This window comes from Waterburya sp., assembly GCF_058530065.1.
In genome coordinates this window covers 1-12,283 of record NZ_JBZNBU010000152.1, presented here as the reverse complement: position 1 = coordinate 12,283, position 12,283 = coordinate 1, and the positions used below count along the sequence as shown (strand labels likewise).

At 39.9% G+C, this 12,283-nt stretch carries 13 protein-coding genes and 1 tRNA gene; 7 read left to right on the top strand and 7 right to left on the bottom strand.

The window, feature by feature from the left end; all coding sequences use genetic code 11:
- Positions 1-264: 264 nt before the first annotated feature.
- From AC33VI_RS09860 to radA, 5 genes are all read right to left on the bottom strand, one after another.
- Positions 265-765 carry a DUF427 domain-containing protein gene (locus AC33VI_RS09860; RefSeq protein ID WP_491782091.1) on the bottom strand — a complete coding sequence of 167 codons (501 nt, stop codon included), beginning with the start codon at positions 763-765 and terminating at the stop codon, positions 265-267.
- Positions 766-790: 25 nt separating this feature from the next.
- Positions 791-2,038 carry a glutamate-5-semialdehyde dehydrogenase gene (locus AC33VI_RS09855; RefSeq protein ID WP_491782090.1) on the bottom strand — a complete coding sequence of 416 codons (1,248 nt, stop codon included), beginning with the start codon at positions 2,036-2,038 and terminating at the stop codon, positions 791-793.
- A 10-nt stretch (positions 2,039-2,048) separates the two neighbouring features.
- Positions 2,049-2,462, bottom strand: a complete 414-nt coding sequence (locus tag AC33VI_RS09850) for a hypothetical protein (protein WP_491782089.1) — start codon at positions 2,460-2,462, stop codon at positions 2,049-2,051.
- 187 nt (positions 2,463-2,649) lie between these two features.
- A tRNA-Gly gene (locus AC33VI_RS09845) sits at positions 2,650-2,721 on the bottom strand.
- A gap of 153 nt (positions 2,722-2,874) precedes the next feature.
- On the bottom strand, positions 2,875-4,389 hold the full coding sequence (gene radA / locus AC33VI_RS09840) for a DNA repair protein RadA (protein WP_491782088.1): 1,515 nt from the start codon (positions 4,387-4,389) through the stop codon (positions 2,875-2,877).
- Positions 4,390-4,648: 259 nt separating this feature from the next.
- Here radA and rpaB point away from each other — a divergent pair, with 259 nt between their 5' ends.
- From rpaB to AC33VI_RS09805, 7 genes are all read left to right on the top strand, one after another.
- Complete coding sequence (gene rpaB / locus AC33VI_RS09835) at positions 4,649-5,389, top strand: response regulator transcription factor RpaB (protein WP_491782087.1); 741 nt, start codon at positions 4,649-4,651, stop codon at positions 5,387-5,389.
- Positions 5,390-5,511: 122 nt separating this feature from the next.
- On the top strand, positions 5,512-6,246 hold the full coding sequence (locus AC33VI_RS09830) for a 15,16-dihydrobiliverdin:ferredoxin oxidoreductase (protein ID WP_491782086.1): 735 nt from the start codon (positions 5,512-5,514) through the stop codon (positions 6,244-6,246).
- A gap of 49 nt (positions 6,247-6,295) precedes the next feature.
- Positions 6,296-7,042 carry a phycoerythrobilin:ferredoxin oxidoreductase gene (locus AC33VI_RS09825; RefSeq protein ID WP_491782085.1) on the top strand — a complete coding sequence of 249 codons (747 nt, stop codon included), beginning with the start codon at positions 6,296-6,298 and terminating at the stop codon, positions 7,040-7,042.
- Between the two features lie 574 nt (positions 7,043-7,616).
- Positions 7,617-8,135, top strand: a complete 519-nt coding sequence (gene cpcB, locus AC33VI_RS09820; protein ID WP_491782084.1) for a C-phycocyanin subunit beta — start codon at positions 7,617-7,619, stop codon at positions 8,133-8,135.
- Positions 8,136-8,230: 95 nt separating this feature from the next.
- Entirely contained in the window at positions 8,231-8,719 is a 489-nt protein-coding gene (gene cpcA / locus AC33VI_RS09815) for a C-phycocyanin subunit alpha (RefSeq protein ID WP_491782083.1), read from the top strand.
- Positions 8,720-8,895: 176 nt separating this feature from the next.
- Entirely contained in the window at positions 8,896-9,696 is an 801-nt protein-coding gene (gene cpcE, locus AC33VI_RS09810; protein ID WP_491782082.1) for a C-phycocyanin alpha-cysteine-84 phycocyanobilin lyase subunit CpcE, read from the top strand.
- 1 nt (position 9,697) lies between these two features.
- Positions 9,698-10,198: an urease accessory protein UreE gene (locus AC33VI_RS09805; protein ID WP_491782081.1), complete on the top strand. Its 501-nt coding sequence runs from the start codon at positions 9,698-9,700 to the stop codon at positions 10,196-10,198.
- A 157-nt stretch (positions 10,199-10,355) separates the two neighbouring features.
- Here AC33VI_RS09805 and AC33VI_RS09800 read toward each other — a convergent pair whose 3' ends face one another.
- Positions 10,356-11,183 (bottom strand): hypothetical protein, encoded by an 828-nt coding sequence (locus AC33VI_RS09800; protein WP_491782080.1) that lies wholly within the window; start codon positions 11,181-11,183, stop codon positions 10,356-10,358.
- Between the two features lie 291 nt (positions 11,184-11,474).
- A partial coding sequence (locus tag AC33VI_RS09795) for an LL-diaminopimelate aminotransferase (RefSeq protein ID WP_491782079.1) occupies positions 11,475-12,283 on the bottom strand: 809 nt, incomplete at its 5' end.

The following is a 12,283-nucleotide window of genomic DNA, read 5'->3' as shown; positions in this document are numbered from 1 at the left end:
TTATTTTTAAACCCTATATGTAGTTTGAGTTAAATCTAGAATTGCCCTCGCGCTCCTGCAATAATTCAAGGTCATAACCATCCCAATTACTTATTACTTATTACTTATTACTTATTACTTATTACTTATTACTTATTACTTATTACTTATTACTCATTACTTATTACTTATTACTTATTACTTATTACTTATTACTTATTACTTGAAAGCGTTTGACTTTAAACACAAAGCGTTAAGTTGTCACCAATGCCTATTACCCAAAAATTACCATCCCCAACTACCAGCACCACCTTTAAAGGGACCGACAATATCTTTAGTAATCCAGCCTCCATAAAAATCCCCTGCTTGGGCTTTAACTAATTCTCCATCTACATAGCAAGCATCCATCTTACTAGGATAAAAAGCCACATAATTAGCGATCGCCGTAAAACTTTCTGTAGGTTGGGGATAATACCAAGCTGCATTGGATACTTGGCGATCTCCAACTATTAAATCGTAATAACTAGCAAAACCTTTCCACTCACAAAAAGACCGTTGAGCATTAGCTTGGTGCAGATATTCATGGTGAATATCTTGGGGAGGAATATAGTAAACGGGAGGATGACTGGTTTCTAGTACTCTATAGGCATTAGAACTAGTTGCGATCGCTATTTGATTAAAAATAATTTTAATTTCTTTAGCAGACTTTTCTAAACGAGGGGGGCGAGGATAATCCCATACTGATTCTTGCCCCGATTGTGGCTCAATTCTTTCTGGATAACTCATTGATAAATTTTCTATGTTAGATGATTTAACCCTGTATTACTTGTTTGATCGTAGTAAAAGTTTCAACACTAATTAAACCTTGGCGATATCCTTTCTGATTGGACATTCCTAAAAATATATCTTCTCCTGCTTCAGGATTGCGAGAAAACTTAGGAGAAGTGTTTACATAAACTAAAGCACTATCCACATCCCGAACAAATTGGCGACCTTCTCGATAGGATTCGGTGACAATACAGTCTGCATGACCGCTACTGTAGCGATCGATCCAAGCTATAGCTTGAGGAAGATCTTCGACAAAACGAAAAGCTACGACTTTTTTAAGATAAGCTCTGCGCCATTCATCTGGTTTCATCGCTGAAAGATATTCAGGAAATGCTTCTACTAACACTTTGTCCCCTCGTAAATGAAAACCCTGTTGTTGCAGACTATTAAATAAAGCTTGTAATGCTGAAGACTTAATGTTTTGATTGACCAATACTTTTTCGATCGCATTGACTGCATCTGGCTGACCATCGTGACTGTCAACTACAACCTGACGAATTAAATCTAAATCTCCTGTCAAAGACCAATATAAATAGCAATTACCAATAGTGGTTTTTAAAACTGTTGCCGTGGCTTTTTGTGCCACTTGCCTGACCAAACTAGGGCGACCATAAGGTATGACTAAATTGAGGTAGCGGTCTTGAGTGACTAATTCTTGGACTGAAACTCCTAAATCTGGAGAAATACTGGCAAGACAAGTAGAGGGTAATTCCGTTGTAGCTAGAGCTTTTTGCAAAATATTAGCGATCGCCTGATTGGTATGACTGGCAGCACTACAACCCCTGGCAATCAAACTGTTTCCTGTTTTTAAACACATTCCCGCCACAATTGCTGCTAATTCGGGAAAAGCTTCGTAAACTAGGGCGATCGTACCCAGAGGAATTCGTTGATAATAGGTTTGGGATGACTCTGATTGATAAGGAATACTTAACAAACGTCTGCTGAGATCTGCTGATTTGGAAAGCTGCTGCAAAATCGACACCGTTATTTCCAATCTTTCAGGAGTTAACTTAATCCATTCAGAAATAGGCTCAGAAATTGCCATTTCTCGACTCATTTCCAAATCTAGAGTATTAGCTTCCAAGATTTCATCAAAGCTACTTGCTATTCCTTCTGCCAGCATTAATACCCCTGACCTTCTTTTAGCTGGTAAAGTTTGAGCCAATGTGGCTGCTGCTTTATGAGATTCTCGAACTATATTCAATACTTGGCTTGATGAACTACTTTGCATTGCTTTTTCGTTAATGCCGATGGGCTACAAATAGCGTCAGTATCAGCAGTATAACCACAAATAAAAATAATGTTGCCCAAGAAATAATACTCTGGCTACTAAGCCAACGCAACAGTAAAGGAAAAATAACAATGGCAAAAGTCGCAAAAGTCAAACTCAAAAGAGCTAGAGTAGACAAAGAGTTTTGCGTCCAACGAGCGTAAGCATTTTTCCAACGATTGCCAGTCCATCGCCAAGATTTTTTTTGATAAATTGAAGATAGTTGTTCGATTACCTGACCGTCTTTTTTAACCACAAAAATTTGTTGACAGCGATCGCAGCCTAAAGCTTCAGTCAACACAATGGGTTTTAAATTACCTTTTCGTCGGCAAGGACAAGGGTATTCGTTGCCTAAATCTATTTTTTGTATTTTATGTGAACGCACGCTTCAATGGTGAGGATTTATTTAAAAAAGTCAACCAGCAAATATGATATGTAAAACATTATTTGCCAAATCTAAAAGTTAATATATTATTGGTTTGCCCTAGTTAGAGCATTCTTAAATTTAATTTTAATAAACCCATCAGATCCCAATATAAATCTAACAGACAATCTTATTTTTTCTTTATAAAAGCGGGTGACGCGATTCGAACGCGCGACATTCACCTTGGCAAGGTGACGCTCTACCACTGAGCTACACCCGCTTGTTTTTTCTAACCTAATTATAATGAATCATTTCCGATTCCATGTCAACACTTTTTTAAAACTTTTCTGGAAAGTTTCGCTCGATTGGGAATAGGTACTTGTTAATTGTTGATGGTTAATTGTTACAAGCGAGATTCGTTATGGGTTACAGGTCAATCTTCGTCCTCTACTACAACAGGAAAATCACCCGATCGCTCTGAAGGAATGGCAGCAATAATAGCATCAATCACTTTAGAAATAGGAATAATTTCTAAACCCATATCGCTGGGAAAGCTCTGACCTTTAGGGACGATCGCCCGTTTAAAACCTAATTTTGCTGCTTCTTTGAGGCGCAATTCCATTTGAGAAACCAACCTGACTTGTCCTCCCAAACCAACTTCGCCAATCAAAATAGTGCGGGGATCGACCACGCGATCGCGAAAACTAGCCACAATGGCGATCGCCACCCCTAAATCGGCAGCAGGTTCGCCCACCCCCAACCCCCCCACAGAAGCGACATAAGCGTCTAACTTTGACAGGGGGACTCCAACTCGTTTTTCTAAGACTGCTAATATTTGCTGCAAGCGATTGTAATCAATACCTGTAGTCGAACGACGGGGGGAAGTATAACTAGTGGGACTAACTAAAGCCTGAATTTCTACTACAATCGGACGAGTTCCTTCGCAAGCCACTACTATAGATGTACCTGGGGAAGCCTCGTCGCGATTCCCCAAAAATAATTCTGAAGGGTTGTCTACTTCTACAAGTCCCCTTTGAGCCATTTCAAAAATACCGATCTCGTGGGTAGCCCCAAATCTATTTTTTACCGAGCGCAACAGACGATGGGAAGCATAGCGATCGCCTTCAAAATAGAGTACCGTATCTACCAAATGTTCTAATACCCTAGGACCTGCGATCGCCCCTTCTTTAGTGACGTGACCAACAATTAAGAGGGTGATATTTTCCCTCTTGCCCACCTGCATCAATGCCGAAGTACATTCCCTCACTTGGGCTACCGATCCAGGAGAAGAAGTTAAAGCAGCAAAATGCAGAGTTTGAATACTATCAATCACTGCCACTTGGGGTTTTAACGATTCTAATTCTCTTAAAATTTCCTCTAAGTCTGTTTCTGGCATCACATAGAGATTATTTTCCTTGCCTTTTTTTTTCGATTTCCCATTACTATTTTTAACTTCTGCTTCAGCCTCTGCTTCTAATTCAGCTACATCCAAACGAGAGGCTCTTAACTTTACCTGTTGTCCCGACTCCTCTGCCGATACATAGAGAATGCGGGGCAGACTATAAGAAAGCTTATTGGCTACCTGTAACAATAGAGTAGACTTCCCGATACCAGGATCGCCCCCAATCAAAACCAAAGAACCAGGAACGACTCCTCCCCCCAAGACGCGATCGAATTCGCTGTAACCTGAAGGAAACCTCTCTTGCACCCCATCATCAATTTGAGAAAACTTCCGAGATACCCTAGGTCTGGCTTCTCCCGCTACTTTGGAATTAGACCGAGTCCCAGATTGCCATCCACCACGACTAAAACCTCCATTAGAAGGGGATATTTCGACTGGTTCTTCCGAAATTGTGCCAAACTCATTACATTCTTTACACAATCCAAACCATTGACTGTACTCGGCACCACATTCATTGCAAACATAAATTTGTTTTGTTTTAGCCATTTTCTTAAGAAAAATTAGAGATTTAAAGAAAAAAAATAAAAAGTTAGTAAACTTTATGGGTAATACAAGTTAAATCCTAAGAAATTTCAAGACATCCAAAGATAAATTAAATCTGGAAATCCCTAATATTAATGAGAATTGTTAAGATAATCGCCGTAAACTAGATAGTTAGTTTTATCAGACAACACCAAAGGGATAACCTAGAATCTAAGGTCATAAAAATTTAACTTAAATATCAGTAATCTTACTTAAATAAGGAGTGTATATTAACTTGGAAACCAATAAGGAAAAAATTTTAGTAGTAGATGACGAAGCTAGTATCCGTCGTATTTTAGAAACGCGACTTTCAATGATTGGTTATGATGTGGTTACTGCTGCTGACGGCGAAGAAGCTCTAGAAACTTTTCGTACTGCCGAACCTAGCTTAGTTGTTTTGGATGTCATGATGCCCAAACTAGATGGTTACGGTGTCTGTCAAGAACTGCGTAAAGAATCGGATATTCCTATTATTATGTTAACGGCTTTGGGAGATGTAGCCGACCGCATCACGGGTTTGGAATTAGGCGCAGACGACTATGTGGTTAAACCTTTTTCCCCCAAAGAATTAGAAGCTCGAATCCTTTCTGTATTGCGTAGAGTTGAAAAAAATGGCGCGCCAGGAATCCCTAGTTCGGGAGTGATTCACGTAGGTTCGATCAAAATCGATACTAACAAACGTCAAGTTTACAAAGGTGACGAACGCATTCGCCTCACTGGAATGGAATTTAGCTTGTTAGAACTATTGGTAAGTCGTTCTGGCGAACCTTTCTCTCGTTCGGAAATTTTACAAGAAGTATGGGGCTATACTCCCGAACGTCATGTAGACACGCGCGTTGTGGACGTTCATATTTCTCGTTTGAGAGCCAAACTAGAAGACGATCCTAGCAACCCTGAATTGATTTTGACTGCTAGAGGTACTGGCTATTTGTTTCAACGCATTCTAGAAGCAGGGGAAGAATAGCTATCTTAAGCCTACCAAGTTTTTTTTCGTAAAGCTTTGTTGCTTTGTTCTCAGAAAAAGGGACTTGCAACAAAGTTATTTTTATTCTGGTATCGACGCATACTGTATATAGCAATAATTATATGTTCGCGCCCTTTAAAGAATATTTAGAAAAAGAACTTTTTAACCGTTTCGACTTGCAAAGTCGTCCGATTCCTCCAGGCTTAGAATCTAATGTGAGTGGGAGAGGTAAAAATCCTGCCACCATTCAAAGTTGGTGTTATGAATGCGATCGCTTGAGGAAAATTCGCTATTCTTATATCGATGCGGGAGAAACCGCTCAAGTATTTAATAGCGTTATTTATCCCGCCCACCATTACGATATTCCTCTTTTGGGAGTCGATTTTTTATCTTTTGGCAAGAAAAAAATCTTGGTAGTGATGGACTTTCAACCCCTGTTTCGCGATCGTGCTTACACGGAGAAATACATCGAGCCGATGCGGGATATCCGCGATAAATACAATGAATTAGCTCAGAATTTAGAAATGAAATTCTACGATGCTAATCAATACTTTTCTAAATATTTACTGTTTGCCAAACTGGATTCAGAAACAGTAGTCAATCGCTTGTTTCCTGCTTTCCAAGAATATCTAGAGCTATATTGGCAAATGCTAGATAATGCCACGCCTCTCACTAACCCCGAAGACATTCAAAAAATCGTAGCCGCTCAGAAACATTACGATCAATACAGTGCCGAGCGCGATCCCGCCCATGGCTTATTCAGTAGCTATTTTGGTGCGGAATGGTCGGAAAAATTCCTCTACGAATTCCTCTTTGAAGATGCCACTCCTCTAGCAACATCTAGCCCCCGAAAGTAAATCACAGCAAGCTGATAGCTGATAGCTAATAGCTGATAGCTAAAAAAATATGACTTTATACAAACCTTTTTTAGAAAAAGCGATCGCCACCCTACAAGATAAACTAGATTTAGAACCCTATCCGATTCCTCAAGGCTTTGAGCGGAAAGAAGGGGTGATGGGTAAAGGTAAAAGACAAGAGCCAGTCTTAACTACCAGTCACGGCTACAAATCTCAGAAGTTGAGACAAATTCGTGCGGCTCATGTAGAAGGTGGGGATTCTCTGCAAGTACTAAATTTTGTGATTTTTCCCGACCTTAATTACGATTTGCCCTTTTTTGGTGCAGATTTGGTAACTTTGCCTGGGGGACATTTAATTGCGATCGATATGCAGCCTCTGTTTAGCCAGGATAAATCCTATCAAGCTAAATATAGCGAACCGATTATGCCCATGTTTCGGGAATACCAACAAGATTTGCCCTGGGGTGGCGACTTTCCTGAAGAAGCACAGCAGTACTTTTCTCCTGCTTTTTTGTGGACTCGTCCCAGGGAAACCAAAATCGTCGAAACCAAAGTTTTTAATGCCTTTTGCGATTATCTAGATGCTTATATCAATTTCGTGCAACAAGCAGAGAAAATCAGCGATTCCCAACAGCTAGCAGCAATTCTTAAGGCACAGAAAAGCTACGCCGACTATCGGGCTGAGAAAGACCCTGCCAGAGGAATGTTGACTCGCTTGTATGGCTCAGAGTGGACTGAAGAATATATTCATGGTTTTTTGTTCGATTTAGACCGTCAACTAGCTCTAACAAACTAAAAAGAATAGTTAGTAGCGGAAATGTTGATAAACGTAACAGCGAATTGCTTTTAGTTACGGAAAAATAAGATAATAGGCTATAAGAAATTTTTTCCTTAAATTTTCATGTTTTACCATCGATCCCAATCGATTGGTAATGAGTTGTTAACCATAATTGAGGTTAAAACTGACTGACAAAAATAGCAAATTTTAATTATTTGTTAACCAAGCTCAGTAGAACCTGGAAAAATTAACAAGATGTAACAAATAAAGGTTCGATGCCGTTGTATAAAAGTTACCTAAAGGGTAAATGCCAAAAGGCGATCGCCTTAAAGCATCTCTCTAACGGTCTTTTATCAAGAGTGTAAAGTTTTATTGGGTGACTTAAGAGATTTTTACTAGGCTCATAGAGAATAGTAACTTAGCACCTTCGGCGATTAACTAACTCACGCATATCTTTAACGTCTGGAACGGACGTAAGGTAGCCTGACTCAATCCAATTTAGCTTAGGCTAACAACTGGAGAAAGTGTAAGTTAATATTCCTTTTTGAAGTTCAACTAAACCAAATTTAAATCGAGTAGGAGATTATTTATAATGTTCGACGCATTTACTAGAGTAGTGTCTCAAGCTGACGCTCGTGGTGAATTCCTATCCACTAGTCAACTAGATGCTCTTAGTGCAATGGTTGCTGCTAGCAACAAGCGTATGGATTCTGTTAACCGCATTACTAGCAATGCTTCGGCAATTGTGACCAATGCAGCTCGTGCTTTATTCGCCGAGCAACCCCAACTAATCGCTCCTGGGGGTAATGCTTATACTAGTCGTCGTAACGCAGCTTGCTTGCGCGACATGGAAATCATCTTGCGTTACATCACTTACGCTATTTTCACTGGCGATGCTAGCGTACTTGAAGATCGTTGTCTCAACGGATTGCGCGAAACTTATCTAGCTCTTGGTACTCCTGGTGCTTCTGTAGCTGTTGGCGTGCAAAAAATGAAAGCTGCTGCTTTAGCAATCGTTAACGATTCTAACGGAATTACTCCTGGCGACTGTAGTGCAATTGCTTCCGAGATTTCTGGATATTTCGATCGCGCTGCTGCTGCAGTAGGTTAATTGAGTAATTTTCAATTAACTATCCTTTTGGATAATTCCCAACCACACAGTGGTTGTTTAGAAAAAATTAGTAAAACAAGAGAAACATCACAATCATGAAAACTCCTCTAACCGAAGCAGTATCTTCTGCTGATTCCCAGGGTCGTTTTTTAAGCAGCACTGAAATCCAAACTGCTTTTGGTCGTTTCAGACAAGCTAATGCTTCTTTAGAAGCTGCTAAAGCTTTGACTAACAACGCTCAAAGTTTGATCGACGGTGCTGCTAATGCAGTATATGCTAAATTCCCCTACACAACTAGCACTCCTGGACCTAACTACGCTTCCACTCCTGCAGGTAAAGCAAAATGTTCTCGCGACATCGGCTACTACCTACGGATGGTAACTTACTGCTTGGTTTCTGGTGGTACTGGCCCTATGGATGAATACTTAGTAGCAGGTCTTGATGAAATCAACCGCGCTTACGAACTATCTCCTAGCTGGTATATCGAAGCTTTGAAATACATCAAAGCAAACCACGGTTTGAGTGGTGACCCTGCTACTGAAGCAAATAGCTACCTTGACTACGCAATCAACGCTTTAAGCTAGAATTGCTATAGTCTGATTTAGCTCATAATAAAATCTATCTGGTTTTGGGATAGTAATAAAATAAAAATCGAGTATTTCGATTAATTAAGCATTACTCAGAAGAGTATGCGGATGCCGTGCCGAAAGGCTAGTATTTGTTTACTTTTCTGAGTATTGTCATATTTGACAGGATCGAGATGAAAGAAGAAGCAGAACAGCTGACAGAAGAACAAGCGATCGCCAATCTAAAACAAAAAGAAGATACAGGGGCAAGATATTATGCCGCCTGGTGGCTGGGTAAGTTTCGAGTTACCAATCCCGAAGCAGTGGATGTTTTATTAACCGCATTAGAAGACGAGCGAGATCGCGCTCCCGATGGCGGTTATCCCCTCAGACGCAATGCGGCTAGAGCTTTAGGTAAATTAGGCGATAAAAGAGCGGTAGAGCCTTTAGTTCGTTGCTTAGATTTTCCCGATTATTACGTCAGAGAAGCTGCGGCTCAAGCCTTAGAAATACTCGATGCCCCTGAATGTATTCCTGCTTTAGTTAGATTATTAGATGGGGGAGTTGAAACTGCGGTAAGAGTACCAGGAAAGCCCCATTTAGTGCAGCCTTACGAAGCTATAATCGAAGCTTTGGGTAGATTAAACGCCACAGAAGCGATCGCCCAGATAGAGCCATTTACCGAACATTTCACAGAAAAAGTCAGATATGCTGCTGCTAGAGCGATGTATCAATTGACTGGGGAAGCTAAATATGGGGAAATTTTGATTAGGGCTTTAGAAGGAGACGATTTACAATTGCGTCGCTCGGCATTGATGGATTTGGGAGCAGTAGGTTATATTCCAGCAGGAGAGGCGATCGCCGATACTTTGGCAGAAAATAGTATGAAGTTAATTGCTCTTAAAGGACTATTAGAAGCCGATCTCAAACAACAAGATACAAAGCTATCTGATGAAAGTATCAATCTCATGGATTTGATGGATTCTCTTTTATAACATGACAGAAATAGCTCAAACATATTTGGGAAATGTCGCTCGCGATTCCCATCTAGCCGAATTAATTGCCAGAGAAAATTATTTGGAAGTCGTTCTGAATCAAAACGATCGCGCCAAAGGAAGAATTTATACTAATACCGATTGCGGAGTAACTATTGGGATCGTTAAAAGTCGCGATCGCCTTTTACAATCTGGAGATTTATTTAAAACTGACGCTCAAAAGTTATTATTAGTCCGCTTGGAAGAACCAAAATGTTTAGTTTTAGATTTTTCAACTTGGCAAAAGGATTTAATTCCCATTCGACTGGTATATCTCGGTCATGTTTTGGGCAACCATCACTATCCCATTGCCATTCAAGACGATAAAATCTACGTGGAGTTAACCACAGAACCTAAAATTCTCGAACAGATAATTAATGATGTTCAAATTCCTGGCTTAGAAATTAGATACGAAACTCAAAAGTTTAAATCAGAAGTTACTTTTTCAACTCATTCTCATTAATTATTAGTTTTTATACCAATTCTCTAAATTATCGCTACAAATAGATAGCTGATTTCTCCTATTCCCGTCAAGCGGGATAATATCCCCTAGTCCCCTAGTCCCCCAGCCTTAAAGTTATCTGTAGTCGCATTAAAGAGAAATGGTATTAGTCACCCAGTCACTCCGTCTTGTAAAGTGTTGCCAGTTGTTGGGGCGCGATCGCAGAAATCGGGATTATTTCAGTAGTTGCGGGAGAAAGAGATAAATCTTGATAGCGGGCAAAAGCTAAATTATTCTTTTCTAAGGGTAAATATAAAGGTGGCTGGGATGCGAGAAAATTACAGACCTGAGTAGCGATCGTTTGTATTTCCGATTGATTTAAAGGACGAGCGATCGTACCCAAACGAAGATAAAAATCATTATCGATCGCCTCATCGGTAGCATGATATTTATGTAGTAGGTTAAACTGCTGCAAGTTACGGCGGAGGCGATCGATCGCCAGGGTAACTCGGTTATTTTCCCAAGACCAACCGATGAAAATAGGGATGGCTTGATTTTCTGTGGGTTGCAGTTGAAAAGAGCGAAAATAAAGATGTTCGTTGCGACTGCGGAAATTATATTCAGTAGCGCGATCGAATCCACCAAAGCGAATAGTTAGAGGTAAAGTAATTTGCTGTTGAAGATAGTTTACCAATCCTACTAAATTCATATATCTAGTTTCTTGTCGGCGCAGATCGAACCATTGATTGACGATCCCCAACTCAGCTATACTTCCTTCACAACCAATAATGGTAGCGTGTACTTGCTCTAATTGATAGGGAATAAATCGATCTCCAATCAACTCATGATTAGTTAAAAACTGTTGCAATTGCCGAATTAAATCTTGTAATTGAGATGGTTTATCTCCATAAAAAGCCACTAAACTCACGTTACTCATTGTTTTTCCTGCAAGCTTTGATTCAATTGCGATCGCTTGCGATATTAAATCTATTACTTGAAATGTCATCAGACAAACAACAATTATAGGACTTACGCATCGTACAAAAATACTATATTTAGTGAACTAAAATAGGTCATTAACTAAGATTTTTTTAATAAAAATTAAGAATGGTAATACACAATCATTTTAGATAAAAATGAAACACTTTTCGCCGTGCAAAATAGTTCAAATATGCTGGTAGGTTGGATAGAACAATAGTAAAACCCAAAAATTTATCGGCTTTGATTAGGTTTCCTGCTTTGACCCAACCTACTAAGGTTACTTAAGCTATTTAAAAAGCTTAGAGCTTAAAGCTTTCTAAGCTTTAAACTTCTCTGTAATGCGCTTCATAGCTTCATTAACATTGTCGCGGCTGTTGAATGCCGAAATACGAAAATAGCCTTCTCCCGCAGCACCAAAACCAGAACCAGGAGTCCCGACTACATTACAATTAAAGAGCAATTTATCGAAGAAATCCCAACTAGATAGACCGTTGGGAGTTTTAACCCACACATAGGGAGCGTTGATACCGCCGTACACTTGGATTCCTGCTGCGGTTAGTTGTTCGCGGATTATTTTGGCGTTTTCTAGGTAGAAAGCTACTAATTCTTTAATCTGTGCTTGTCCTGCTTCAGAATAAACTGCTTCTGCACCTCGTTGAACAATATAAGATACTCCATTAAATTTGGTGGATTGACGGCGATTCCAAAGCTTCCATAGTTCTACATCAGAACCATCACTGGCTTTACCAGTTAGATTTTTAGGTACGACGGTTAAAGCGCAACGAGTTCCCGTAAAACCAGCATTTTTAGAGAAAGAACGAAATTCGATCGCGCAGTCTTTTGCTCCTTCAATCTCATAGATGGAATGGGGTAGTTCGGGATCGGTAATAAAGGCTTCATAAGCTGCATCAAAGAGAATCAAAGAACCGTGTTCTTTGGCATAATCAACCCATGCTTTGAGGTGTTCCTTGGTAGCAGTCGCCCCTGTAGGATTATTGGGGAAACAAAGATAGATGAGATCTACTTTTTCTTGAGGAATTTCGGCGGTAAAGTCATTATCGGCACTGATGGGTAGATAGACTAAACCTTCGTATTTGCCATCTTCTGTGGCATCTCCTGTATGAC